A 24,785-nucleotide genomic window follows, 5' to 3' on the forward strand; every position below is an offset into this window, starting at 1 on the left:
ATCGCTCTTTGCTCATCTGATAAAACGACAAAGCCGCCCGAAGGCGGCTTTGTCTGACGCAGGAGCGGTTATTCCGGCCGCATGTGCGGGAACAGGATGACGTCGCGAATGGACGGCGAATCGGTCAGCAGCATCACCAAGCGATCGATACCGATACCTTCCCCTGCTGTCGGCGGCATGCCGTACTCGAGTGCACGAACGAAATCGGCATCGAAATGCATGGCTTCGTCATCACCCGCGTCCTTCTCGGCCACTTGCGCCAGGAAGCGCTCGGCCTGATCTTCGGCATCGTTCAACTCAGAGTACGCGTTGGCGATCTCGCGGCCACCGATGAACAGCTCGAAGCGATCGGTCACGCTCGGATCGTCATCGTTGCGACGCGCGAGCGGAGACACCTCGAACGGATAGCGCGTGATGAAGTGCGGCTGCTCCAGCTTGTGCTCGACCAGCTCCTCGAAAATCATAACCTGCAACTTACCCAGACCTTCATGGCCGAGCACCTTGGCGCCTGCCTTCTTGGCGATCGCACGAGCTTTCTCGACGTCGTTGAGATCGTCGGCGGTCAGCTCCGGGTTGTACTTGAGGATCGAGTCGAACACCGAAAGACGCACGAATGGCTCACCGAAATGGAACACCTTGTCGCCGTATGGCACGTCGGTGCTACCTAGCACGGTCTGGGCGAGCTCGCGGAACAGCTCTTCGGTCAGGTCCATGTTGTCTTCGTAGTCGGCGTAGGCCTGGTAGAACTCGAGCATGGTGAACTCTGGGTTGTGCCGGGTCGAGACGCCTTCGTTACGGAAGTTGCGGTTGATCTCGAAGACTTTCTCGAACCCACCGACAACGAGCCGCTTGAGGTACAGCTCCGGCGCGATCCGCAGGAACATCGGCATGTCCAGCGCGTTGTGGTGCGTTTCGAACGGCTTGGCCGCCGCGCCGCCAGGGATGGTCTGCAACATGGGCGTTTCGACTTCGAGGAAGCCGCGTTCGGCGAGGAAACGACGTACATGCGCAATGACCTGAGAGCGGACACGGAAGGTTTCGCGCACCTCCTCGTTGACGATCAGGTCGACATAGCGCTGGCGATAGCGTTGCTCGGTGTCGGTTAGGCCGTGGTGTTTGTCTGGCAGCGGACGCAGCGATTTGGTCAGCAGACGCACGTTCGTCATGTAGACGTACAGGTCACCCTTACCGCTACGTGCGAGGGTGCCTTCGGCGGCGATGATGTCACCCAGGTCCCAGGTCTTGACCGCTTCGAGAGTCTCCGCAGGCAGCGTCTTGCGATCGACGTACACCTGCAGGCGGCCACTGCTGTCCTGCAATACCATGAACGCGCCGCGATTGAGGACAATCCGCCCTGCCACCTTGACCTTGATGCCCTTGGCTTCCAACGCTTCCTTGGTTTCGTCCGCGTACTGTTTCTGCAGATCGTTGCAGAGGCTGTCGCGACGGAAGTCGTTGGGGAACGAAATCGGCTGTTTCTCGCGGATAGCGGCAAGCTTTTCCTTGCGCTGGGCGATCAGCTTGTTTTCTTCCTCGTGCTGGGCGGTCGGGTTCAGCGGTTGTTCGCTCATGGTTTCCGGTGGTTCCTGGTTGGGTCTTGCCTGGGTCTAAACGTATTTGAAACGGTGTAAAGAGTGGACGAGCGGCGATCCAAGAAGCGGCCCTACATTCGAGCCGATCGCCGCTCTTCTCTCGAGCGATTACAGCCCCTGCTTCAGGCTGGCCTCGAGGTACTCGTCGATGTCGCCATCGAGCACCTTGTCGCAGTCGCTGCGCTCGATGCCGGTACGTAAATCTTTGATGCGTGACTGGTCGAGGACATACGAGCGAATCTGATGACCCCAACCAATGTCGGACTTGGTGTCCTCCAGCGCCTGGGCTGCCGCATTGCGCTTCATCATCTCGATTTCATACAACTTGGCGCGCAGCATCTTCATGGCGGTATCGCGGTTGGCGTGCTGAGAACGCTGGTTCTGGCACTGCACCACGGTGTTCGTCGGCACGTGCGTGATCCGCACTGCGGAATCGGTGGTGTTGACGTGCTGACCGCCGGCGCCAGACGAACGATAGGTGTCGACGCGCAGGTCAGCAGGGTTGATTTCGATTTCGACGTTGTCGTCGATCTCGGGCGATGCGAACACCGCGCAGAACGATGTGTGACGGCGGTTGCCGGAGTCGAACGGGCTCTTGCGAACGAGGCGGTGAACGCCGATTTCCGTACGCAGCCAGCCGAAGGCGTATTCGCCCTTGATGTGCACCGACGCGCTCTTGATCCCCGCAACTTCGCCTTCGGACAGTTCGACGATCTCAGCGTCGAAGCCGCGCTTGTCAGCCCAGCGCAGGTACATACGCAGCAGCATGTTGGCCCAATCCTGGGCCTCGGTGCCGCCGGAGCCGGCCTGGATGTCCAGGTAGGCGTTGTTCGGGTCCATCTCGCCGGCGAACATGCGGCGGAATTCGAGCTTCTCGAGAATCTCGCGCAGGCGATCGACTTCGACGGCGACGTCGTTCACGGCGCTCTCGTCGCCTTCTTCGGCCGCCATGTCGAGCAGGTCACGGGAATCGGCGAGGCCGCCAGTGAGCTCATCCAGCGTCTCGACGACCAGCGCCAGTTGCGCGCGCTCACGGCCGAGATTCTGGGCGTACTCAGGGTTGTTCCACACAGCTGGGTCTTCCAGCTCGCGGTTGACTTCAGTCAGCCGATCACTCTTGTGATCGTAGTCAAAGATACCCCCGAATCGTCTGGGTACGTTCGGTCAGGTCCTTGATGCTGTTGAGGATCGGGTTGATTTCCATGGCGGGCATCACTCACAGGCGGGCAAACGAAAAGTTCGGAAGTATACGCGACGTAAGCGGCGCGTTGCAGCCGGATTGTCTGCGATGCCGAGGAGCCAAGTTTAAAACCGCCAGGGAAATACGCCGACAGTCCGCTTTCGCGAGCAAGCGGATCGCGAAAGCGGTGTGCCGTCGAACATCAGATTCTCGCCACGCCCACGAGCCATTCCCGTTTGCGGCGCCCTACCTCACCCCTCATTCAAATCCACATGCCGCGTCTCGCGCAGGAACAACAAGCCCACCACGAGGCTCACCCCGGTAATCAGCACCGGATACCACAGGCCATAGAAAATGTCCCCGGTGTACACCACCAGCGCGAACGACACTGTTGGCAGCAGGCCGCCGAACCAACCGTTGCCGATGTGGTACGGCAAAGACATCGACGTGTAGCGGATGCGCGTCGGGAACAGTTCGACCATCAGCGCCGCCAGCGGTCCGTAGCACAGTGTCGCGATAAGGATCAGCGCAACGATAACGGCCACCACCATGGGCTTGTTCACGTTGTCCGGGTTGGCCTTCTCAGGGTAGCCGGCCTGCGTCGCCGCAGCATTGATGGCTGCTTGGTCGAAGCCTTCGATCTTCTGATCACCCACCGACACCACCACCCCACTTCCCGCTGCGCCGTCCGCGGTCTCGTACGGCAAGCCACGTTTGACAAGCAAGGTTTTCACCTTATCGCAGGCGCTGTCGAAGGTTGCCTTGCCCACCGGATCGAATTGGAAGGTACAGGTCGCAGGATCCGCTTGAACGGTGATCGGCGCCTGCTCACGCGCTTGATAGATCTCCGGGTTGGCGTAGTGCGTGAGCGCTTTGAACAGAGGGAAATAGCTCACCGTCGCAAGGAGCAGACCCGCCATGAGGATGGGCTTGCGCCCGACTTTGTCCGAGAGCCAGCCGAAGAAGATGAAGAACGGCGCGCCGATCACCACACTGATGATCAACAAGCTATTCGCGATCGCCGGGTCCATCTTCAGCGTTTGCGTCAGAAAGAACATAACGTAGAAATGCGCCGCATAGAACGTCACGGCCTGCCCCGCATTGATACTGAACAACGCGATCAGCACGACCTTCAAGTTCGGCCAGTTGGTGAAGGACTCGCGAATGGGCGACTTAGCCTGTTTGCCCTCTTCCTTCATCTTAAGAAACGCTGGCGATTCGCGCATCGACATGCGGATCCACACCGAGATGCCAAGCAGGAAGATGGAGAGCAGGAACGGCAACCGCCAGCCCCACACCTCGAACTGATCTCCGGTGATCTGCCTGCAGGCGAAGATCACCAACAGTGAAAGCAGCAAGCCCGTCGTTGCCGTAGCCTGGATCCAACTCGTATGAAAGCCGCGCTTGCCTTGCGGCGCGTGCTCCGCCACATAGGTCGCGGCGCCGCCATATTCACCGCCAAGTGCCAGCCCCTGTAGCAGGCGCAGCAGAATGAGAATGATCGGTGCCGCCACGCCAATACTGGCGTAATTTGGCAGCAATCCCACGGCGAAGGTCGCGGCGCCCATCAAAATGATGGTGACGAGAAACGTGTACTTACGTCCGACCAGATCACCTAAACGGCCGAACACCAAAGCGCCAAAGGGGCGAACGATGAATCCAGCGGCGAATGCCATCAGGGCAAAGATGAACGCGGTGGTTTCGTTCACGCCCGCGAAAAACTGCCGGCTGATGATCGCCGCAAGTGCGCCGTAGAGGAAAAAGTCATACCACTCGAAAACCGTTCCCAGCGAAGACGCGAAGATGACTTTGCGTTCCTCGCTAGGCGTTGGGGTGGCGCGATGGGCTGAAACAGGTTGGGCGTAATCGGACATCGTGGCTCTCCTGGCCTTAATTAGGCCTCAGTGGCGTGTTGTTCTTGTTGTGCGACTGCAGGGGCACCGAGTGCGAAGCGATGGTTTGGGTAGGGGCATCTCCTAGGTGGGGGCATGGAATGGAATGTTAGGTGACAGCGCGTTCCGCCCTTGCTGCCGTTCTTGTAGTCACAGGCGCCAGCGTCTTCGCCGCATCTTCGAGAATCAAACCTGCGGCTTTCTCGGCGACGGCCAACGTGGGCGAGCAGGTATTGCCGGACACGATGCTAGGCATGATCGACGCGTCGGCCACGCGCAGGCCCGGAATACCGTGGACCCTGAGCCGCGCATCGACCACGGCAGATCGATCACTGCCCATGCGACACGTTCCCGCGGGATGGAAGATCGTCGTCCCGATCTCGCCCGCGGCGCGGTAAAGCGCGTCTTCGTCGTCATAGCCCGGACCGGGCAAGTATTCCTCCGGACTAAACGCGGCCAGCGCAGGCGCGGCCGCGATGCGACGCGTCAGCCGAATGGCATCGGCGGCGACCTTCAGATCATCGGGATGACTGAGGTAATTGGGCTGGATCAAGGGCGCGTCAGCTGGATCGGCCGAGCGTATCGCCACTCGACCTCGACTCGCGGGGCGAAGGTTGCAGACCGATGCAGTAAACGCCGCGAACGGATGCAACGGTTCGCCAAAGCGATCCAGCGATAACGGCTGCACGTGGTATTCCAGGTTGGCGGATGGCTGCGAGGGGTCGGAGCGGGTGAATGCACCCAATTGACTTGGCGCCATCGCCAGGGGACCGCTGCGATTCAGCAGGTACTGCCAGCCCATGCCGATCTTGCCCAGCAAGCTGCCCGCGATCATGTTGAGCGTCGGCACGCCGGTCACCTTGTAGATCATCCGCAGTTGCAAGTGATCCTGAAGATTACCGCCTACCCCTTCCAAGGCGTGCCGTACGCCAACGCCGAGCGACTCGAGCAACCCTCGAGGGCCGATACCGGAGCGTTGCAATAGCGTCGGCGAACCAATCGCACCCGCGCACAGTACAATTTCGCGGCGCGCATGAATGCTTGCCTCACCCGCACCCTTGCGTCGGATTCGAACGGCCTTGGCACGGCCATCAGCCAACTCGACGCGCAAGACTTCGGCATTGCTTTCGACGGTCAGATTGGGGCGGTGCTTCACCGGCTTGAGAAACGCCTTCGCCGCATTCCAGCGAATCCCCGCGCGCTGGTTGACCTGGAAGTAGCTGCAGCCCTCGTTATCGCCTTCGTTAAAATCATCGACCGAAGGGATGCCATTTTGCGCTGCGGCTTCGCGGAAGGAATCCAGTAGATCCCAATGCAGCCGCTGCTTCTCGACTCGCCACTCGCCGCCGGCGCCATGTGCCTCGGATGGGCCACCATAGTGGTCTTCCATACGCTTGAACAACGGCAGCATGTCGCGCCAAGCCCAGCCCGGATTGCCTGCTGTCGCCCACAGATCGTAGTCACGGGCCTGGCCACGCATATAGATCATGCCATTGATCGACGAGCAACCACCCAGCACGCGGCCGCGTGGGTAGCCAATGGCGCGCCCGCCCAAGCCGGGTTCGACTTCGGTCTTGAAGCACCAATCGGTGCGCGGATTGCCGATACAGAACAGGTAGCCAACGGGAATGTGAATCCACGGAAGGTTGTCGTGCCCACCGGCTTCAAGAAGAAGGACGCGTACGGAAGGATCGGCTGAGAGACGGTTGGCTAGCAAACAGCCGGCGGGCCCTGCACCAACGATGACGTAGTCGTACGGCTCGGACACACCGGTCATGGGGAGCCTCGCGTTATTGTTTTTATGCTCGGCTCAGACTAGCCCTAAGCGCGCGACGAGCGTCACCCGATTTTTGCTTGGTGGTTATTCATAAATGCATATATGCCCGCTAACGCGTTTTCGTGTTGCAATACGTCTGCGGCAAGCTGTTCGGCAAACGCAAGATCGCTCCCAATTTGTCGCCGTCGAAAACGCTGGAAGGCTTCGTCGGTGGCGTTGCGCTATCGACCTTGATCGGCGCATCGCTCTTTTGGATCACACCTTTCACGTTTTGGCAGGCCGGACTCATCGCCTTATGCCTGAATCTACTGGGCTTTTTGGGCGGGATCGTGATGTCGGCAATCAAGCGCGACCGCGGCGTAAAGGATTGGGGCCATATGATCGAGGGGCACGGCGGCATGCTCGATAGGCTGGACTCCGTATGCTTCGCTGCGCCAATTTTCCTGCGCATCGTTCACTATTGGTGGGGCGTCTGAGTGGCAGGCGTCGTAGGGTCTGTTGACGTTTCGCTCACGGCCGCGCCGGAACCTGTTTTTGCGCGAGGCTAGGCGCGAACCGCAGGGTTTGGTGGGCCAAATCCAAGGTGAGCAACAACGCAGCGCGCAAAAACAGGTCCGTCCCGAAGGGTCGGGCCGCGTAGGTTGCGCGAGAAATGGCCTCCGTTGTCGTTGCAGGACTTGGCAAGGGAATAACCATTACCTGCGTCCTGCGCGATCTCCATGGATGGAGTGAATGCCGCGGCCCGTAGGGAACGGGCGCGGCCTAATCGGAGGCCATTTCTCGCAGCAACGCGGCTCGCGACGAAACGTCAACAGACCCTAGCCAACTACCCAACTGGAGTCTGGTGAATCTGCTGTTCGAGTTCGGTTTTGAGATCCGCTGGCAGCTTCAACTGCTTGGCCAACTCGTCCAGATAGGCGCGTTCCATAAACTGTTCTTCGTCCACCATCAGCAGGCTGGCGAGGTACATTTCAGAGGCCATTTCAGGCGTTTGTGAAGCACGGGCAACGCCAGCCGGGTCGAGCGGTTTGTTCAGTTCGTTATCCAACCAAGCGCGCAGATCAGCATCCGCGGTTAGCTTGCCGAACTCTTCTTCGATCAATTGACGTTCGCGGGCATCCACGTGCCCATCGGCCTTAGCGGCGGCAATGAGAGCGACGAGAATCGCCTGACTGTGTTGTTCGGCCTCCGCTTCGGGCAGTCGATCCAGCGTTCTTGGCTCCTGCACGGGAGCGCTTGCCTGTTTTTCTTGCCAGTTACCGTAGGCTTTGTAAGCGAGGACGCCAAGCGCTGCGAGCCCACCGTAGGTCAATGCCTTGCCACCCATCTTGCGCCCCCGCTTGCTGCCCAGCAGCAACCCCAGCGCACCGCCGCCGACAACCCCCTTCGAGCCACCGAGCAAACTGCCGAGTCCACTCACGAGATCACCGCCTGAGCCGGCTTTTCCGGTAGAGGGGCCGCCCGATTTCTGCTGCAGGAGCTGCTGGCCGGACTTGAGCAATTGGTCGAGCAATCCACGGGTATTCATCGCATCACCTCCACAACTAACGGAAGACGATGACTTTACCGACTACGTGGGCGCGTGAGGTTGCAACAAATTTCCGGATATTACCGCCGGTGCCGTCAGCCGCGTCGGCATTCGGCCTCGACGATCAATTGCTTCATCTCGCGCACCGCTTGCTTGAACCCAACAAATAATGCGTGCGCAACGATCGCGTGACCGATGTTGAGCTCGTGAATACCGGCGATCGAGGCAATCGGCTGAACGTTGTGATAGTGCAAGCCATGCCCAGCATTCACGATCAGATCATGGGAGCGACCAAGGGCGACACCGTTCCGGATCCGGCCAAGTTCATGACTTGCGTCGGCAGCTCTCTTGGCATCGGCATAACGCCCTGTGTGCAACTCGATCGCTGGTGCGCCGACGCGATACGCTGCCTCGATTTGTCGGGGATCGGGATCGATGAATAGCGACACCTCGCTACCCGCTCGCGTGAGGCGCTCGACCGCCGCGCGAATACGCGCCTCTTGCCCCACGACGTCCAGCCCGCCTTCGGTCGTCAATTCCTGACGGGTTTCTGGGACCAGGCAGACATGCTCAGGGCGCGTTCGCTCGGCGATCCCCAGCATCTCCTCGGTGACGCCTATCTCCAGGTTCATCCGCGTCTGCAACGCCTGCTTGAACCGCTGAACATCGTGATCCTGGATGTGCCGCCGGTCTTCACGCAAATGCAGCGTAATGCCGTCGGCGCCCGCTTCCTCGGCATCCAGTGCTGCCTTCAGCGGGTCGGGATAACGCGTCCCTCGAGCCTGCCTCAGTGTGGCGACGTGATCGATATTGATCCCAAGCAACACAGCGGTCGCATCAGTCACGGATAGGTTCCTTTCGGTTGATGAAGAGTTCACGACTGATAAGAGGCTTGCCACCCAAGTGAGGCGCAAGTGCCTGGCGCATCAATCGTTTGGCAGCCGCCAACGCCCCAGGTGATTCCCAGTCGGCTTGAGCCAGTAGGCATATGTCGCGGCCATGAAACGCTCCGGGCTCCAAGCCGCCGATGGGCTCGAGCCCGTCTTCGGTGCGAAAGCGATACAAACCCGCTGGCTGAATCGAATTGCCCTGTGTGTCGTGGGTCAACGAGAACCCATATCCCAATTCATCGAGCAGGCGCCATTCGAATGCACGTAGCAAGGGTTGCAGCGCCCTCCCCTCCGCCAACGCAGCCAAGGTTGCCGCGTAATGCAGGTACAACGCTGGATGAGGATCGTCCGCCGGTAGCAAGCGCACGATGAGTTCGTTGAGGTACAGGCCGCTGAACAATAGATCGCCATTGAGAATATGGGGAATACCAACGGCTTCGAGGCGAGCGACGCTCTTCAACTCCGTACGTCCACGCAGTTCAATTTCAAGCGGGAGAAAAGGCCTCGCCAAGCCGCCAGCACGTCCGCGGGCGTTACGCAAAACAGCGCGACAGCGACCCTGTTCACTAAACAGGTCGACCAGTGCGCTGCTTTCCTTATAGGGGCGACTATGCAAGACGTAGGCGTGCATGAGAAGAACGTCGAAACGAAAGCGGGATCATCCCAGAACGAAAGGCGGCAAACCAGCTTAGGCCGCCTTCCGGTAAATCGGCTATTGGTCGTGATAACCGAGGGACTGCAGGGCACGCTCGTCATCCGACCAGCCGCTTTTGACTTTGACCCACAGATTGAGCATGACTTTGGTATCGAACAGCGTTTCGATGTCCTTGCGCGCGCTCTGACCGATGCTTTTAAGGCGTTCGCCTTTCTCGCCGATGATGATCTTCTTCTGACCTTCGCGCTCGACCAGAATGAGCGCATGAATGTGCAGAATGCGACCTTCCTTCTGGAAGGACTCGATTTCCACCGTCATCTGGTAGGGCAGCTCGGCGCCCAGCTGACGCATGATTTTTTCGCGCACCATTTCGGCAGCCAGGAAGCGGCTGGAACGATCGGTGATCTGATCCTCCGGATAGAAGTGCTCGCTTTCAGGCAGACGCTCCCCCACTAGACGCTCGAGGATATCGAGGTTCTGTCCATGCAGAGCCGAGATTGGCACGATTTGCGCGTCGGCCAATTGCGAGGATAACCATTCCAGATGCGGCAAGAGCTCGGCCTTGTCTTCGAGACGGTCCGACTTATTAACCGCGATCAAGACCGGGCAGCGTACGTGCACGAGGCGATCAAGCACCATCTGGTCTTCGTCGGTCCAGCGCGTACGATCGACCACGAATACCACGACATCGACGTCCTTGAGCGCGGACGACGCCGTTTTGTTCATGAAACGATTCAATGCACGTTCGTTGTTCTTGTGCAGGCCCGGCGTATCGACGTACACCGCCTGGACCTCACCCTCGGTCTTGATACCGAGCATGTTGTGACGGGTTGTCTGCGGTTTGCGGGACGTAATGGCGAGCTTCTGCCCAAGAATATGATTCAGGAGCGTAGACTTGCCGACATTGGGTCGCCCGACGATAGCAACGTACCCACAGCGGGTGGTGATGGCTTCATCAGTCATTGGCGTTTCCTGCTCCAAGTGCGGCGAGTGCGGCAGCGGCAGCTACCTGTTCGGCAATTCGGCGGCTGGCGCCATGGCCTTGCGTTTTTTCGTTCAGCAACTTCACTTCACACTCGACGAAGAACGTGCGGCAGTGGGGCTCGCCCTGGATATCGACGACCTCATACCGTGGGAGCTCACACGCCCGCGCCTGCAGCAGTTCCTGCAAACGCGTTTTGGGGTCTTTATTGGTGTCAACCAACGTCAGCCCTTCGAATTCCGTGGTCAACCACGCTAGGACTCGCTCGCGCGCCGCCGCCATACCCGCATCGAGATAGATCGCACCGATCAATGCTTCGAGCGCGTCAGCAAGAATTGACTCGCGTCGAAAGCCCCCACTCTTAAGTTCTCCGGAACCCAGCCGCAGGTATTCGCCAAGTTCGAAGCCACGGGCTAGCGAGGCAAGCGTTTCACCTTTGACCAGACGTGCTCTCAAACGCGACAACTGCCCTTCCCTCGCTTGCGGGAAACGTTCGTAGAGAGCTTCGCCTGCGACAAAGTTCAGGACAGCATCACCCAGGAACTCGAGACGCTCGTTATTGCGCCCAGCGAAGCTACGGTGCGTCAGGGCAAGAGTCATCAACTCCTGATCGGCAAAGGTATGACCGAGCCTACGCTCGAGACGATTCAACGGTGTATTCACGGTATGGGGACGCGGAACTCTTTATCGAATCGTGCAACCAGGTCCAGGTTCTGGATCATCGGTTCACGTTTTTCGTAGTGTAGTTGGGCTATGAAAGTCTGGTTCTCGACTTTCACATTCAAGATATCTTTTACATTGAGGTCGCGGATGCCATTGACCTGCATGCCTTTACTGACATGCGAGTAAAAATCCGCCACGGTGGTCACGTTGGCAACACGGTCCGTCTGAACGGACGTGATGATTTTTTCCAACGCCATGTAATCCATGTAGTGCGGCACCATTTTGAATGCCGTACTGGCCAGGAACGCAACGATGGCGAGTGCCATCAACCAGCCCAGTAGGGACAATCCGTTTTCCGACTTCGTGCACTTCATGGCGACCCTCGCACAGCACTGGCTGGAGGCCCACCGGCCACGATGGTGGCGCTAAGGCGGGCAATCCTAGGAACGATCCGTCTCAGTGAATGAGACCGACCCGGGAGAAATGGGGAAGATGGCTGAATTTCGGATCCGGCCAGCTCATCCATACGGCAAACGCCTTACCAACGATATTGCGGTCCGGCACCATGCCGTGCAGCGCCTGCGGAATCGACGGATCATCCCAGAAACGGCTGTCGTTGGAGTTGTCGCGGTTGTCACCCATCATGAAATAGTGACCCGCCGGGACTTTCCACTCTCCACCGGGCTCCATGCGATAACGCTGCATTTCGAGGCGGATAAGATGCTCGACCTCACCCAACTGCTCTTTGTAAAGACTTGCGCTACCCAGGCTTCCGGGCTCCTCTCCAACCAGTTGGCGGCTTACTGGCTGGCCGTTCACGAACAACTGCTTATCAGGCGTGTAACGAACGACGTCTCCAGGCAGCCCGACCACACGCTTGATGTAGTTGATGTTCGGGTCACTGGGATAACGAAAGACCATCACATCGCCGCGCTTTGGATCTTCGATATCGATCACTTTCTGATCGATCACGGGGAGACGGATGCCATAGGCAAACTTGTTGACGAGGATAAAGTCCCCTACCTCCAGCGTCGGCTTCATCGATCCGGACGGAATCTGGAAGGGCTCGACCAGAAACGAACGCAATACCAACACGATGGCGAGGACCGGGAAGAACGACTTCCCGTACTCCACCAGCAGCGGCTCTTTGTTCAGTTTGTCGACGACATTCTGGTCAGGTGTTTCCACTCGACCGTAATACGCTGCCGCCGCCGCTCTGCGCCGAGGCGCGAGCAGCACGAGATCCAGCAGCGCCAGCGCGCCACAGACGGCGACGGCAATAACCAGCAGCAACGGAAAATTGATCGACATAGAGATTAGCTATCCACTTTTAGTACCGCGAGGAAGGCTTCCTGTGGAATTTCCACGCTGCCCACCTGTTTCATGCGCTTCTTGCCCGCTTTCTGTTTTTCCAGCAGCTTGCGCTTACGGCTCACGTCGCCGCCGTAGCACTTGGCCAAGACATTCTTACGCAGCGCCTTCACCGTAGTGCGCGCGACAACCTGCCCACCAATGGCGGCCTGTATTGCCACGTCGAACATCTGCCGAGGGATGAGCTCTTTCATCTTTTCCGTCAGCGCCCGACCTTTGTAGTGCGCCTTATCGCGGTGCACGATCAGTGCCAGCGCGTCGACTTTCTCGCCATTGATTAGCACGTCGAGCCGCACGAGGTTAGCGGCCTGGAATCGATCGAAGCTGTAGTCCAGAGACGCATAGCCTCGACTCACGGACTTGAGCCGATCGAAGAAGTCCAGCACTACTTCGTTCATCGGTAGATCGTAGCTGACTTGCACCTGGCTGCTGAGGAACTGCATGTCGCGCTGCACGCCGCGCTTTTCAATGCATAGCGTGATGACGCTGCCAAGATGCTCCTGCGGCACAAGGATGTTCGCGCGCACGATGGGCTCGCGCATCTCGTCGATAGAGGCAAGGTCCGGTAGTTTGGATGGGTTGTCGACGTAGAGGATGTCGCCATTCTTCATGACGATCTCGAAAACAACGGTCGGGGCCGTGGTGATCAGATCGAGATCGTACTCACGTTCCAGACGTTCCTGAATGATCTCCATATGGAGCATGCCCAGGAAGCCGATACGGAAGCCAAAGCCCAGTGCGTCCGAACTTTCTGGCTCGTACTGCAGCGCCGCGTCGTTGAGTGTCAGCTTTTCGAGCGCATCGCGGAAATCTTCGAAATCGTCTGAACTGACCGGGAAGAGACCGGCGTATACCTGCGGCTTGATCCGCTGGAAACCCGGAAGCATCGCAACGTCTGGCGTATTGGAAAGTGTCAGCGTGTCGCCGACCGGCGCGCCTTTGATTTCCTTGATGCCCGCAATGATGAACCCGACCTCGCCTGCTTTCAGGTCAGCCATCTCGGTGTGCTTCGGAGAGAACACACCAACACTGTCGACCTGATGAAACTTGCCAGTCGATTTGACAAGAATCTTGTCGCCCTTCTTTACGCGCCCATGCTTGACGCGGACGAGCGAAACGACACCGAGATAGTTATCGAACCACGAATCGATGATCAGCGCTTGCAACGGCGCATCGATATTGCCTTCCGGCGCCGGGATAACTTGCACCAAACGCTCGAGCACGTCGAGCACACCCATGCCGCTCTTAGCGCTGCAAGGGACGGCATCGGTCGCGTCGATGCCGATGATATGCTCGATCTCTTCCTTCACCCGATCAGGTTCGGCTTGCGGCAGGTCCATCTTGTTGAGAACCGGCATGACCTCGAGCCCTTGCTCGATTGCGGTATAGCAGTTCGCAACTGATTGCGCCTCGACGCCTTGCCCGGCATCCACGACCAACAACGCGCCTTCGCAAGCGGCGAGCGAGCGGCTGACTTCGTATGTGAAGTCGACGTGCCCCGGCGTATCGATGAAGTTCAGTTGATACGTTTGGCCGTTCTGCGCCTTATAGTGCAGCGTCACACTGTGCGCCTTGATGGTAATTCCACGCTCGCGCTCAAGGTCCATCGAGTCGAGCACCTGTGCCTCCATCTCCCGATCGGAGAGACCACCACACAGCTGTATGAAGCGATCTGCCAAGGTCGACTTGCCATGGTCGATATGGGCGATGATCGAAAAATTGCGGATATGACTCAGGTCACTCACAAAATAGCACTCGAGTAGGTGGAGGCCGGCATGGACGCCGCCGAAAAATCAGCCCGAAAGTGTACCTGATAGCCCATGCCCCCGCCACGCTACCCGCCAGAAATGAAAGAAGGCAGCCGAGGCTGCCTTCTTATTGAGCGATATTTACTCGCCTAATTTGAACGTAATGAAACTTGCACGGCCTTCACGCAGCACGCGCATAGATACCGAGCGGTTCGTCGGCAGGGATTTGGCCACCTTGTCGAACGTGGCGACCGAGTCGATCGATTGGTTGTTAAGGTGCGTGATGACATCGCCAGGGCGCAATCCCACCATCGCCGCAGGACCACCCTGTACTTCCCGAATGACCACGCCACCACTGAGCTCCAGGCTTTTCTTCTGCTGACTGGTAAGGTCAGAAACTGACGCACCTAAGCGGTTGTCGCTTTTTGGTACGGCATTTCCACCGCTCGCCATTTGCTGGTCATCGTCTGCTGGCATGGAGCCCACTGCGAGCGTGATCTTCTGCCGCGAACCTTCCCGCGCAACTTCCAATACCACCTTTGTACCCGGCTTGAGCGTACCGACCATATGCGGTAGATCCGCCGACATGATGACCGGCTGGCCGTCCACGCTCAGAATGACATCACCCACTTGTAAGCCACCCTTGGCGGCCGGGCCATCCTCCATCACCTGCGCGACGAGCGCACCGGCAGGACGCTCGAGACCGAACGACTCGGCCAGGTCCCGGTTGACCTCCTGAATGACCACGCCGAGCCATCCACGATCAACCTTGCCGGTCTTTTTCAACTGGTCAGCAACATTCATCGCCACATCGATCGGGATCGCGAACGAAAGGCCCATGAAACCGCCGGAACGGGTGAATATCTGGGAGTTGATACCGACGACTTCACCGTCGAGATTGAACAGCGGACCGCCAGAGTTGCCAGGATTGATAGCAACGTCTGTTTGAATGAACGGCACATAGTTCTCGTTCGGCAGGCTACGACCTTTCGCGCTGACGATACCGGTGGTTACCGAGTGATCGAAACCAAACGGCGAACCAATGGCGAGCACCCACGCACCGACCTTCAGCGCGTTGGAATCACCGAGTTTCACGGTAGGGAGGTTCTTGCCCTCCACCTTCAACAGGGCGACGTCCGTGCGAGGATCTGCACCGATAAGTTTGGCTTCCAATTCGCTGCGATCGGGCAAGCGAACCATGATTTCGTCCGCATCCGCGACGACATGGTTGTTCGTCAGCACATACCCGTCATCGGAAATGATGAAACCAGAGCCCAGCGACTGGGCTTCGCGCTGCGGCTGACGACCGCCTGGCGCGCGTGGAATGCTGCGCTCGAAAAACTCGCGAAACATCGGCGGCAGGCCTTCCAGATCGGGAATCCCGAGCTGACTAATGCCATTAGCAGGTACTTTCTGTCGCGTACTGATGTTAACGACTGCTGGCGAAGCCTGCTCCACCAGCTGTGTGAAATCTGGCAAGTCCACCGCTTGCGCCATCGCAGCCTGAGTAGCCAGCCACAAGCCAAACATGGCAACGAACCAAGATCTAACCATTTTCATGAATACGAATCCCCGCTGAAACGAGCACAACTGCAAAAAGGCCCTTCGGCCTACCACACACAAAACGTATTGCGATCACACAAAGTCAGCACTCGAATTGCGCCAAACCACCGGTCCGCGCTGTACGAGCCCTGATCATCGCGCTCCATCGCTAGGCACAACAGCCTATTACGAAGTCCGCTGAAACAAGGAATTGAAAAGCGAAAAGAAAGTGTAAATATCAGAACGCGTATCGAGGTCATCCCTCTTTAAAACCGGAAACTCACTGTGCTTCAGGTGCCGCTGTGGGCGCGTTTGGCACCACGGATAGCGCGATACGTTCCGCCGTTCCAATGGGGATTTCACCTACGACAGTCACGATGTAATCCACACTATCACCAGCAACTCGCTTAGAGACGACGGACGTAGGCCCTAAACGGCTTCGAGCATCGCCGACCGACGGATCGCTAATAGCCTCGACGAAGATGGAGAAACGAGCGAGTCCATCACTATAGTTAGATATCAAAGCGCTCGATGCAGGATCCGAGGCCGCGCTTCGCAAGGGCGTCGCATGAAACGCGGTGGGAACCCAGTCCGGACGCCAAGCGGGTTCAGCTAACGATCCAGCTGATACGTCGCGTGATTCAACGCACCTTGCCTGAACTTGAAGCTCGGATGCGGAAGGCGTCTCAGTGTGAAATGTCGCGTATTGAAACCGCTCAAGAAGCGAACCATCATCGCTAACCAGTAGCTGCTTTAGCGGCACGCCGGTCGCGAAGTCGACATGAACTTCAAGACCATAGCGATGACGATCTCTAGGAAGGATCCCAATCACCTGTGCACGACGGCCCGCTACCCGGGATTCGCCTAACACGCGAAGCTCATAGGCCTGCTGCAGGCGATCGAAATCGAATTGCGTAAAAATGGAAGGGGGGATAGAGGGAAAGCCGGCGCTAGCGCATTCTAACTTTCCATTGACCCGCAAGCTTTCTGCAGGAGGACCGTCAAGCTGTAGAAGCCGCTCTGTTACCGCCGCCTGTTTGGAAAGGTGCCAGACTTGGTAACTGGAAAAATTGCCACTTCTTTCGTGTACGAACACACCTTGGTAGCTGTGTTGCGTCGCTTTTTCCACTTTCCCCATCCAGTCTTCGATACTCGAAGCCTGGACTGAAGAGACTGCAGTGCCAGTAATTGCAGACAGCAGTATTAAAAAGCGACGCATGCACTTCCTTAGCGGTTGTCTACGCCAACCTCACGAGCAAGAGGCGAAGCGGTCTCAGACTGCTGCGCGTGCTGACGCACGTACTCAGGAAGACGCTCTTCATGCCAATTACTGTCAGCATCTTCTGCTGCAGGAGTCTCGACGCTGCCAGCCTTATAGCCAGCCAGAACTGCTGGACCCTGCGCCTGAGGCGCCTCGATGGCAGGCTGGCCCGACTGGGCAGCCAGTTGCGGTGAGCTAACGTCGTCTTGGTTGTACAAGCTCACGCCCGCCAACACCGCTACAGTCACCGACGCAGCGATAGCGACACGCGCTAAACCGCGAACAGGACGGCGCTCGACTTTTGCCGGCGTTTCTTCCTGAGCGATAGCAGCCGCGACTGCCGACGCAAGGTCTAGCTTAGGCATCAGAAGCTCTTTGTGCATTGCTGCCCGAGCGACTTGATAACGCGCCCACGTTTCACGAACCTCGCGCTCGTCGCTTGCGACAAGAGCACGACGAAGTTCCAGATCGTCCGCTTCGTTATCCATCACTGCGGACAGCGTTTCATGCAGGGCTTCACGACTCATGTGTTTCCTCTCTTGGCTATCGCCGCTGTCTCAGCTTTCCTGCAGCAGAGGCTGCAGAGCCTTGTCTATCGCTTCGCGCGCCCGGAAGATGCGCGAACGTACTGTACCTACGGGACACTGCATGACACTCGCAATGTCTTCATAGCTGAGCCCATCGAACTCGCGTAGCGTTAAGGCGGTACGCAAGTCTTCAGGCAGCTGCTGGATGGTGCGGTGCACAGCACCTTCAATCTCATCCCTCAGCAAAGATCGTTCCGGAGATTCGATATCTTTGAGTGCGTGATCGCCCTCGTAGAATTCCGCATCTTCGGCGCTTACATCGCTATCCGGCGGGCGCCTGCCCCGCGCAACAAGATGGTTTTTCGCGGTGTTGATCGCGATGCGATACAGCCACGTATAGAAAGCGCTGTCGCCGCGAAAATTTCCGAGTGCACGATAGGCCTTGATGAACGCCTCTTGTGCAACATCTTGCGCTTCCTGAGTGTCATGCACGAAGCGCACGATCAACCCAAGTATCTTGTGCTGGTACTTCATTACCAGCAGATCGAATGCACGCTTGTCTCCGCGCTGCACTCGCTCAACTAATTGCTGATCCTGTTCCTGGGTCAACATGAACACTCCTCATTAAACCGATGGGAGTGTTGCGCAACCAAGTGAATCGACACGCCAACATTGACCAAGAAGTTGCGCAAAAGTTCTCCCCTCTAGGCAAGCTTCATTCAGAAGCTCTTTACTACACAACGTGCTCTGACATGGTTTGTCAGAACAGGTAATTTTTTCTCTAAAACTGACGCTCCACGGCACCACGGGGAAGGATTACGCTCACTGGGAGACGCTCCCAGGCCATAGTGCAATTGGAGTATCCACCAGTTGAAAGGTTCCAGCGTCCAAGCAGACGGCAACGCTACCTGCACATAATACGTCCAAATGGAAGGCAGCATTCGGTTGATGGCGAAAATAGCGCGAAGCGAAATCATCATCCGACCCGGCCGACATTCTCAGTCAGCTAAGCCCGGCACCGCCCAACGCTTACGACTGAACTGAAGTCGCATCCGCAGGCGTCGATGACTGGGAGGCGGTAATACATCAGGTGTCAACAATACGGCCTGACTGAAACGATCGCCGCCCCGTTTGAACGACAGCAATACGCAAAACGGCAGCGCCACACTTGAAGGTAGTAACTGCACATGCTGCCAACCGTCGCTCAGTGAGTACAGCTGCCAGCCGCTCTCGTCATGGCGCAAACCGGTAACCGCAGAAGGCGCAGTGCGCAATATGTCCCTTGGCGCGATGCGAATAGCGTGCGCTGAACATATCAGCAAGCCTGCTACAGTCGACCACCACGGCAGGTCACAATGCAACAATGATAGAACGCAGCATGCCTGCAGCGTGACATAGGCCGCCATCTGTGCCGACGACCGCCGCCAATGACATTCGAATAGCCCCACCGTCACTGACCTATGCCTTAGGCTGCACGCGATCCAAAATCATGCGTACCATCCGCAAAAGATCAGGATCTTCCGGCTCTCCCCGCTGCATGAACCACACAAACATGTCCTGATCTTCGCAGGCAAGGAGCTTGCGATAGCGCGCTTGATCATCGGCGTTGAGCCCTGGATATACCTCTTTAACAAAAGGCACGAGCAGGACATCTAGCTCCAGCATGCCACGACGGCTATGCCAGAACAGTCGGTTCAATTCAATCTCGTCAGACATGAAGGCTCCTTCAAATAGGCGGGCATTATAGCGATTCCACGCCACTGACAAGCTATCCAGTGCGCTCTATGATGAACGCCAGTCCACCAGAATTGATGTACTTATGATCCAGCCTCCGTTCTTCACACACTTGAACCATGAGCGCGTGCTCGCCATTCGCGGCCCAGATGCCAAGAAATTTCTTCAAGGTCAGCTCACCTGCAACCTGGATTACCTGGAAGACGGCGACGCCAGTCTTGGCGCCCGCTGCACGCCGAAAGGCCGAATGGTTTCGAGCTTTCGAATTCTCAAGGACGACGACGGCTACCTGCTTGCCATGGCGGCGGACCTATTCGAGCCGCAACTCACGGACCTGAAAAAGTACGCGGTATTTTCCAAAGTCGCGCTCTCCGACGAGTCGGAAAGCTGGCACCGGCTAGGAGTCGTCGGCACGAATGAAATGTTCGCTGCGTTTGCGCCAGATCTTGACGCGCGTAACGGTGCAACATCGCGCGATGACAATCAGATACGGGTGAACCTGGGCTGCAACCGTTTGGAAATATGGTCCCGCCTGCCCGGTGCCTCGGCGATCGGAGCGATCGAGGGTATAAAAGAGGCACCGCTGAACAGCTGGCTGCTCGCCCAGGTTCGCGCCGGGGAGGGTCAGGTGTTCGGCGAGACCCGGGAGATGTTCATCCCGCAGATGATCAATCTTCAGGCGGTCGGCGGCGTTAGCTTTAAAAAGGGTTGCTACACCGGACAGGAGATCGTTGCGAGAATGCAGTACCTCGGACGCCTTAAACGCCGCCTCTATCGTTTAGCACTGGAAAGCACCGAGGTTCCGCAACCAGGCGTCGCGCTATTCTCCCCAGTCCACAACAGCAGCGTTGGCGAGGTCGTTCTTGCTGCACGAAGCGAGACAGGCACTGAGCTACTGGCCGTTTTACAGGAGGATGCCGCTACGGATAGCCGTATTCATCTCGACGACTCAACTGGGCCGGCATTGAAATTGCTCGAGCTTCCCTATGTCTTGGACCGAGACCAGGAAATCCGGCGGTAGCGCTGTCGGGCCTACTCTCGGCGAATACCTATCTGTGAGGAAGCCTGCTGTGAACACCTTCACCCACGCAATACAGGATGAGCTCATCGACGCGATCGAAAACGATCGCCTGGTCCTTCCGACGCTTCCCGAAGTCGCCCTTCGTGTTCGGGAAGCCGCAGAAGACCCCGATATCGGTGTGCCGCAACTGGCGAAAGTCATTGGTAACGACGCCGCACTCAGCGCGCGGATCATTAAGATCGTCAACAGTCCTCTGCTGCGGACGAGCAAAGAGATCAACGACCTTCAGACGGCTGTTGGTCGGCTTGGCATCAACTACACCTGTAACCTCGCGACTGGGCTGGCCATGGAGCAGATGTTCCAAGCCACGTCCGATGCTGTGGATCGTCGCCTGCGCGAGGTATGGACGCGAAGCACGGAAATTGCCGGAATCTGCACCGCGCTTTGCCGCCACTACACAAGGCTTCCTGCGGATCAGGCAATGCTCGCTGGACTGGTTCACCAAATCGGCGCATTGCCGATCCTGACGTTCGCGGAGGAGCAAGGTAACCTGCTGAACGATGCAATCAGCCTGGATCGCCTTATTTCGAAGCTGCACCCCATACTGGGTGAAAAGATTCTACGTACGTGGGACTTCCCCGCACCGATCGCCGTAATTCCGACGCAGCATCTAGATTTCACCCGCGACTCCAAAACGACCGATTACACCGACATCGTGCAGGTCGCGGTCCTTCAGAGCTATCAGGGAAGTGAACATCCGTTCGCGCAGATCGATTGGACGACGGTTCCGGCGTTCACCAAGCTAGGCATGGACCCCAGCGCCAACGTCAACGAAGACGAGGATCTTTCGGAAGCGATGGCTGCGGCGACGCGCATGCTGCAGGGCTGACAATTCAGCGCTGGCATATAGAACACCGAGAGAGGCGGGTCTTCTAGCATGGCAGGCGGCGTTCAGCGATCCCGGCGAATCGCGGGAGTCGCCCACACCCACCGGCAGAACGACTCGCTTTGCTTGAATGAGGACATATTGGGTTAAGCGCGCCAAATATGTGACCTAGCGCACACCAGCGTCAATCAATGACGGGAAACGTCACTCGGACGATCAGGCCTCCCAAGCTCCCCTCCCCCAGGGTTATCTCCGCCCGGTGTATTCGGCAGATTTCCCCAACGATGGAGAGACCAAGCCCCGCGCCTTTGCCGTTAGCCTGACGCCGATAGAAGCGGTCGAACACTTTTTTTCGATCGTGCTCGGGAATCCCCGGGCCGTCGTCTTCCACCTCAAGCACACCCCCCTCGGCGACACGAAGTATCACGCTGCCCCCAACAGGCGTATGTGCCAGCGCATTATCCAGCAGATTGCTCAGTAACTCATTCAACAGCGTAGGCTCGCCAATGACCCTGACAGGATGCTCGGCCTCCAATGCCAGCGTAACCCCCCGCTTATATGCCAGCGCAGCCATCGCCAGAGCAAGATCACGTGCGACTTGCGCCAGGTCCAGGCGTTGCGCACCGCCTTGGGCAATCGACTGCGCTCCATTTTCGATCCGTGCCAACGACAGCAATTGATTCGCGAGCTGTGTCAGGCGATCGGTATCCTGCGCGGAGGCCTCGAGCGTTTCGCGCCATATCGCTGGGTTCTGCTCTCTCAGCCCCAGCTCGATGCGTGCTTTGAGCGCTGCGAGCGGGGTACGCAGCTCATGCGCGGCGTCAGCAATGAATTGCGCTTGGCGCTCGAATTGGTTTCGCAGGCGACCGGTAAAACCGTTCAACGCGTTGACTAGCGGACTGAGCTCGCGCTGTACCGCAATATTCGGCAACGGCCGAAGATCATCCGGCTGACGCTCCGTGACGGCGACACTCAATTGCGCCAAAGGACGTAGCGCGACACTGACGGCAAGCCAAACGAGCAGCAACGCGCCGATGGCCAGCGCAGTCATTCGCCATAAGGTGTCGTTGAGCAGCGAACGCGCCAATGCTTCACGTTGCCCGTCGGTTTCTGCCACCCGGATTTCCGCCATACCTTTCAAGCCAGGCTCGGAGATTGGCTGCAACAGGCTTACGACGCGAACGCCGAGCCCTTGGTAGTCAGCGCTGTAGAACCGCGCTAATGCTGGATAGTCTTGCGTGCGTGCCGCGGTATCAGGCGGTGCCGGCAATCCCTCATAGCCCGAGATGAGTCGGCCGTCGAAATCCAGAACCTGATAAAAAATGCGCCCAGCGCTGTCGTAGGCGAACGCATCCAACGCTAGATACGGAACATTGACCTGCAGTGCGCCGTCCTTTGTCTCCATCCGCTCGGACACCGCCCGCGCGAAGGCCAACAAGCTACGGTCGTAGGCACGGTCAGCTGCGGCCCGTCCGTTGAGGTAAGACGTCCAGCCACTGACGATCAACAGCAATGCGAGGAGCAATGCGAGCCTACGCAGTAAACGCCCGCGCAGGCTGCCGGCTTCACGCATCATATTCTTCCAAGAGATAGCCCAGGCCACGGAAAGTCACGATTCGCACATCGCTGCCTTCGATCTTTTTACGAAGACGATGGACGTAAATCTCGATAGCATCCGGGCTTGCCTCTTCATCGAGGCCGAACACCTGCGATGCCAACTGCTCCTTGCTCATCACGCGTCCGGGGCGAGCAATCAAAGCCTCCAGCACGGACTGCTCCCGCGAGGTCAGGGTCAGCGTTTGCTCTCCGAGCGCGAACCGGCGAATACCCAGGTCATACACCAGCGATCCGCAACGCTGCTGTTGTTCGCCACCCAGCACACTACGCCGCAGCAAAGCCTTTACGCGCGCTTCGAGCTCGCTCAATTCAAAGGGCTTGGCCAAATAATCATCGGCCCCCAGATTTAATCCGTGCACCCGATCCTTGACCTCCCCGCGCGCCGTGAGCATCAGAACGGGAACTGTCTTGCCGCGGTCGCGCAAGCGCGCCAGCACCTGAAACCCATCGAGGCGAGGCAACCCGACATCGAGTATCGCCAATGCGTAATCTTCGCTGGCCAACGCCAAATCGGCAGCCACGCCATCCTGCAACACGTCCACATTCAAACCAGCCCCCTTGAGGGCCTTCGCCACGCTTTCAGCTAACGGTGGGTGGTCCTCTACCAGAAGAACTCGCATTATGTACTCCGTCCTGAACGTCAATGCGGGCCGGGAGTGTACTCTGCCACGGACCACGGAAGCATTCTGATCATGAAGTCCAATCCCTGTGCCTGCCGCGTCATTGCCCACCTTTCGAAAGGTTCGTGAAAGCTTGCGTTTATAGGCTCCGGAGCGGCTTGCTGTGCGGACCGGTGCCGCACATAAAACAAGAACGGATCGCCACCCATGCCTTCACGATGTACCGCTCGACGTTCATCTTCGCAGCACGGCCTACCTACTGCGTCCGCGCGGCCAAATTTGCACACCCGCAACGAAGCCCCACGCGCAGGCCATCCCTGTTCATGACAATTTCAACGCGTTTCATCGTGCTCCTGTGGCTCTTCATCGCGGGTTTTGCCCATGCTGAGCCGGCACCACGCTGCATAGCCCCGGCCAAACCCGGCGGCGGCTTCGACCTCACCTGCGCACTCGTTGCCAAAGGGCTTGCATTAGAGAAATCGCAGGATGCGAAGATGTCCACGGTTTATATGCCGGGGGGTGTCGGCGCGGTTGCCTACAACACCATTATCGATCAACACGCTTCAGAACCGTCGACCTTCACCGCGTTTTCCAGCGGGTCACTGCTCAATCTGGCGCAAGGCAAGTTCGGCCACCACGACGAGCATGCCGTTCGATGGCTCGCCGCAATAGGCAATGACTACGCCGTGATCAGTGTTCCTGCCGACTCGCCTTTCCACACGTTGGGCGAGCTCATGGCCGAGGTGAAACGCAAACCCACTGACGTCCTGTTCGGTACAGACGCCACGATCGGCGGCCAAGATTGGATGCGCATTGCCTCGCTGGCACGTACGGCAGGAATCAATCCTGACAAATTGAGCTACGTCGTTTTCGAAGGTGGCGGTGAAGGCATGGTGGCGATGCTCGCCGCGCACGTGAACGCGATCGCCAGTAATCTTGGCGAAGTGTCGACTCAATTGGAAAGCGGCAATATTCGCGTGCTCGCCGTGCTTTCCCAGGAACGGCTACCCGGTAAATACCACGAGATTCCAACCGCACGCGAACAGGGTTACGACCTGACCTGGCCGACTATGCGGGGCGTGTATATGGGACCCGATGTCGATGAAAAGGCCTTCAGGTATTGGCAAGCCCGCTTCCAGCACATGCTGGCTGATCCGTCGTTCGACACGCTTCGTGAGAACAGTGGAATGTTCCCGCTCGCCCTCACCGGCGATGAATTGACCTCGACTATCCAGGCGCAAGTGGAGCAATACCGCAAACTGGCCGCTGAATTCGGCTTGATGCCTGGTCGACGCTGAG

General features: G+C 58.1%; 23 protein-coding genes and 1 pseudogene. 4 read left to right on the forward strand and 20 right to left on the reverse strand.

The annotated features are described in order from the left end of the window. Positions 1-68 precede the first annotated feature (68 nt). From lysS to IEY47_RS02545, 4 genes are all read right to left on the reverse strand, one after another. Positions 69-1,571, reverse strand: coding sequence for a lysine--tRNA ligase (lysS, locus tag IEY47_RS02530; RefSeq protein ID WP_188981556.1), 1,503 nt, complete (start codon positions 1,569-1,571; stop codon positions 69-71). A 129-nt stretch (positions 1,572-1,700) separates the two neighbouring features. Then, positions 1,701-2,796, reverse strand: a protein-coding gene (prfB, locus tag IEY47_RS02535; RefSeq protein WP_188981557.1) for a peptide chain release factor 2 whose coding sequence is annotated in 2 segments (ribosomal slippage) — positions 1,701-2,723 and positions 2,725-2,796 — 1,095 coding nt in all. Because the reading frame shifts where the segments join, the coding sequence is not laid out codon by codon here. Between the two features lie 227 nt (positions 2,797-3,023). Then, the gene (locus IEY47_RS02540; protein ID WP_188981558.1) at positions 3,024-4,646 is read right to left on the reverse strand and encodes an MFS transporter; all 1,623 of its coding nucleotides are present in this window, start codon (positions 4,644-4,646) and stop codon (positions 3,024-3,026) included. Between the two features lie 127 nt (positions 4,647-4,773). Continuing rightward, positions 4,774-6,441, reverse strand: a complete 1,668-nt coding sequence (locus IEY47_RS02545; protein WP_188981559.1) for a GMC family oxidoreductase — start codon at positions 6,439-6,441, stop codon at positions 4,774-4,776. Between the two features lie 122 nt (positions 6,442-6,563). On the opposite strand from IEY47_RS02545, the pseudogene IEY47_RS02550 reads away from it, so the two are divergent. Next, positions 6,564-6,917, forward strand: a pseudogene (locus tag IEY47_RS02550) (phosphatidate cytidylyltransferase); the annotation flags it as partial. 350 nt (positions 6,918-7,267) lie between these two features. Here the strand turns inward: IEY47_RS02550 and IEY47_RS02555 are convergent. The 14 genes from IEY47_RS02555 to IEY47_RS02615 form a co-directional block, all read right to left on the reverse strand. Beyond that, on the reverse strand, positions 7,268-7,969 hold the full coding sequence (locus IEY47_RS02555) for a tellurite resistance TerB family protein (protein ID WP_188981560.1): 702 nt from the start codon (positions 7,967-7,969) through the stop codon (positions 7,268-7,270). Positions 7,970-8,064: 95 nt separating this feature from the next. Further along, a complete protein-coding gene (pdxJ, locus tag IEY47_RS02560; protein ID WP_188981561.1) occupies positions 8,065-8,814 on the reverse strand; it encodes a pyridoxine 5'-phosphate synthase in 750 nt (249 codons plus the stop codon). After that, positions 8,807-9,490, reverse strand: coding sequence for a DNA repair protein RecO (recO, locus tag IEY47_RS02565; RefSeq protein WP_188981562.1), 684 nt, complete (start codon positions 9,488-9,490; stop codon positions 8,807-8,809). Before recO ends, pdxJ begins: the two co-directional genes overlap by 8 nt. 81 nt (positions 9,491-9,571) lie before the next feature. Continuing rightward, entirely contained in the window at positions 9,572-10,477 is a 906-nt protein-coding gene (gene era, locus IEY47_RS02570) for a GTPase Era (RefSeq protein ID WP_188981563.1), read from the reverse strand. Beyond that, complete coding sequence (rnc, locus tag IEY47_RS02575) at positions 10,470-11,159, reverse strand: ribonuclease III (protein WP_188981564.1); 690 nt, start codon at positions 11,157-11,159, stop codon at positions 10,470-10,472. Before rnc ends, era begins: the two co-directional genes overlap by 8 nt. Next, positions 11,156-11,533 (reverse strand): DUF4845 domain-containing protein, encoded by a 378-nt coding sequence (locus IEY47_RS02580; RefSeq protein ID WP_188981565.1) that lies wholly within the window; start codon positions 11,531-11,533, stop codon positions 11,156-11,158. The genes rnc and IEY47_RS02580 overlap by 4 nt, the downstream gene beginning before the upstream one ends. Positions 11,534-11,615: 82 nt before the next feature. After that, the gene (lepB, locus tag IEY47_RS02585) at positions 11,616-12,470 is read right to left on the reverse strand and encodes a signal peptidase I (protein ID WP_188981566.1); all 855 of its coding nucleotides are present in this window, start codon (positions 12,468-12,470) and stop codon (positions 11,616-11,618) included. A 5-nt stretch (positions 12,471-12,475) separates the two neighbouring features. After that, complete coding sequence (gene lepA, locus IEY47_RS02590) at positions 12,476-14,275, reverse strand: translation elongation factor 4 (RefSeq protein WP_188981567.1); 1,800 nt, start codon at positions 14,273-14,275, stop codon at positions 12,476-12,478. Between the two features lie 144 nt (positions 14,276-14,419). After that, entirely contained in the window at positions 14,420-15,838 is a 1,419-nt protein-coding gene (locus IEY47_RS02595) for a DegQ family serine endoprotease (protein WP_188981568.1), read from the reverse strand. A gap of 262 nt (positions 15,839-16,100) precedes the next feature. Further along, entirely contained in the window at positions 16,101-17,039 is a 939-nt protein-coding gene (locus tag IEY47_RS02600) for a MucB/RseB C-terminal domain-containing protein (protein ID WP_188981569.1), read from the reverse strand. Between the two features lie 8 nt (positions 17,040-17,047). Beyond that, positions 17,048-17,608 (reverse strand): sigma-E factor negative regulatory protein, encoded by a 561-nt coding sequence (locus tag IEY47_RS02605; RefSeq protein ID WP_188981570.1) that lies wholly within the window; start codon positions 17,606-17,608, stop codon positions 17,048-17,050. Positions 17,609-17,638: 30 nt separating this feature from the next. Further along, positions 17,639-18,220 carry an RNA polymerase sigma factor RpoE/AlgU gene (rpoE, locus tag IEY47_RS02610; RefSeq protein ID WP_188981571.1) on the reverse strand — a complete coding sequence of 194 codons (582 nt, stop codon included), beginning with the start codon at positions 18,218-18,220 and terminating at the stop codon, positions 17,639-17,641. A gap of 386 nt (positions 18,221-18,606) precedes the next feature. Beyond that, on the reverse strand, positions 18,607-19,062 hold the full coding sequence (locus tag IEY47_RS20630) for a protein YgfX (protein WP_308426268.1): 456 nt from the start codon (positions 19,060-19,062) through the stop codon (positions 18,607-18,609). 4 nt (positions 19,063-19,066) lie between these two features. Further along, positions 19,067-19,324: an FAD assembly factor SdhE gene (locus IEY47_RS02615; protein ID WP_188981572.1), complete on the reverse strand. Its 258-nt coding sequence runs from the start codon at positions 19,322-19,324 to the stop codon at positions 19,067-19,069. A gap of 103 nt (positions 19,325-19,427) precedes the next feature. On the opposite strand from IEY47_RS02615, the gene ygfZ reads away from it, so the two are divergent. Both ygfZ and IEY47_RS02625 read left to right on the forward strand, forming a co-directional pair. Further along, positions 19,428-20,363, forward strand: coding sequence for a CAF17-like 4Fe-4S cluster assembly/insertion protein YgfZ (gene ygfZ, locus IEY47_RS02620; protein ID WP_188981573.1), 936 nt, complete (start codon positions 19,428-19,430; stop codon positions 20,361-20,363). Positions 20,364-20,412: 49 nt separating this feature from the next. Then, positions 20,413-21,252: an HDOD domain-containing protein gene (locus IEY47_RS02625; protein ID WP_229779132.1), complete on the forward strand. Its 840-nt coding sequence runs from the start codon at positions 20,413-20,415 to the stop codon at positions 21,250-21,252. 181 nt (positions 21,253-21,433) lie between these two features. Here the strand turns inward: IEY47_RS02625 and IEY47_RS02630 are convergent, their stop codons facing one another. Both IEY47_RS02630 and tctD read right to left on the reverse strand, forming a co-directional pair. Next, complete coding sequence (locus tag IEY47_RS02630; RefSeq protein WP_188981785.1) at positions 21,434-22,822, reverse strand: sensor histidine kinase; 1,389 nt, start codon at positions 22,820-22,822, stop codon at positions 21,434-21,436. Further along, the gene (gene tctD, locus IEY47_RS02635) at positions 22,815-23,486 is read right to left on the reverse strand and encodes a two-component system response regulator TctD (protein WP_188981575.1); all 672 of its coding nucleotides are present in this window, start codon (positions 23,484-23,486) and stop codon (positions 22,815-22,817) included. Before tctD ends, IEY47_RS02630 begins: the two co-directional genes overlap by 8 nt. Before the next feature lie 323 nt (positions 23,487-23,809). Here tctD and IEY47_RS02640 point away from each other — a divergent pair, with 323 nt between their 5' ends. After that, positions 23,810-24,784 carry a tripartite tricarboxylate transporter substrate binding protein gene (locus IEY47_RS02640; RefSeq protein ID WP_188981576.1) on the forward strand — a complete coding sequence of 325 codons (975 nt, stop codon included), beginning with the start codon at positions 23,810-23,812 and terminating at the stop codon, positions 24,782-24,784. The last annotated feature ends 1 nt before the right edge of the window (position 24,785 follow it).

This window comes from Pseudomonas matsuisoli (assembly GCF_014647635.1).
GTDB lineage: Bacteria > Pseudomonadota > Gammaproteobacteria > Pseudomonadales > Pseudomonadaceae > Pseudomonas_P > Pseudomonas_P matsuisoli.

Coding starts and splice junctions, on each gene's coding strand:
- IEY47_RS02555 (WP_188981560.1), bottom strand. CDS start 7,969: ATGAATACCCGTGGATTGCTCGACCAATTGCTCAAGTCCGGCCAGCAG.
- lepB (WP_188981566.1), bottom strand. CDS start 12,470: ATGTCGATCAATTTTCCGTTGCTGCTGGTTATTGCCGTCGCCGTCTGT.
- IEY47_RS02605 (WP_188981570.1), bottom strand. CDS start 17,608: ATGAGTCGTGAAGCCCTGCATGAAACGCTGTCCGCAGTGATGGATAAC.
- IEY47_RS02600 (WP_188981569.1), bottom strand. CDS start 17,039: ATGCGTCGCTTTTTAATACTGCTGTCTGCAATTACTGGCACTGCAGTC.
- recO (WP_188981562.1), bottom strand. CDS start 9,490: ATGCACGCCTACGTCTTGCATAGTCGCCCCTATAAGGAAAGCAGCGCA.
- IEY47_RS02580 (WP_188981565.1), bottom strand. CDS start 11,533: ATGAAGTGCACGAAGTCGGAAAACGGATTGTCCCTACTGGGCTGGTTG.
- rpoE (WP_188981571.1), bottom strand. CDS start 18,220: ATGTTGACCCAGGAACAGGATCAGCAATTAGTTGAGCGAGTGCAGCGC.
- lysS (WP_188981556.1), bottom strand. CDS start 1,571: ATGAGCGAACAACCGCTGAACCCGACCGCCCAGCACGAGGAAGAAAAC.
- tctD (WP_188981575.1), bottom strand. CDS start 23,486: ATGCGAGTTCTTCTGGTAGAGGACCACCCACCGTTAGCTGAAAGCGTG.
- IEY47_RS02545 (WP_188981559.1), bottom strand. CDS start 6,441: ATGACCGGTGTGTCCGAGCCGTACGACTACGTCATCGTTGGTGCAGGG.
- ygfZ (WP_188981573.1), top strand. CDS start 19,428: ATGATCCAGCCTCCGTTCTTCACACACTTGAACCATGAGCGCGTGCTC.
- IEY47_RS02630 (WP_188981785.1), bottom strand. CDS start 22,822: ATGCGTGAAGCCGGCAGCCTGCGCGGGCGTTTACTGCGTAGGCTCGCA.
- IEY47_RS02615 (WP_188981572.1), bottom strand. CDS start 19,324: ATGTCTGACGAGATTGAATTGAACCGACTGTTCTGGCATAGCCGTCGT.
- IEY47_RS02595 (WP_188981568.1), bottom strand. CDS start 15,838: ATGAAAATGGTTAGATCTTGGTTCGTTGCCATGTTTGGCTTGTGGCTG.
- era (WP_188981563.1), bottom strand. CDS start 10,477: ATGACTGATGAAGCCATCACCACCCGCTGTGGGTACGTTGCTATCGTC.
- IEY47_RS02540 (WP_188981558.1), bottom strand. CDS start 4,646: ATGTCCGATTACGCCCAACCTGTTTCAGCCCATCGCGCCACCCCAACG.
- IEY47_RS02640 (WP_188981576.1), top strand. CDS start 23,810: ATGACAATTTCAACGCGTTTCATCGTGCTCCTGTGGCTCTTCATCGCG.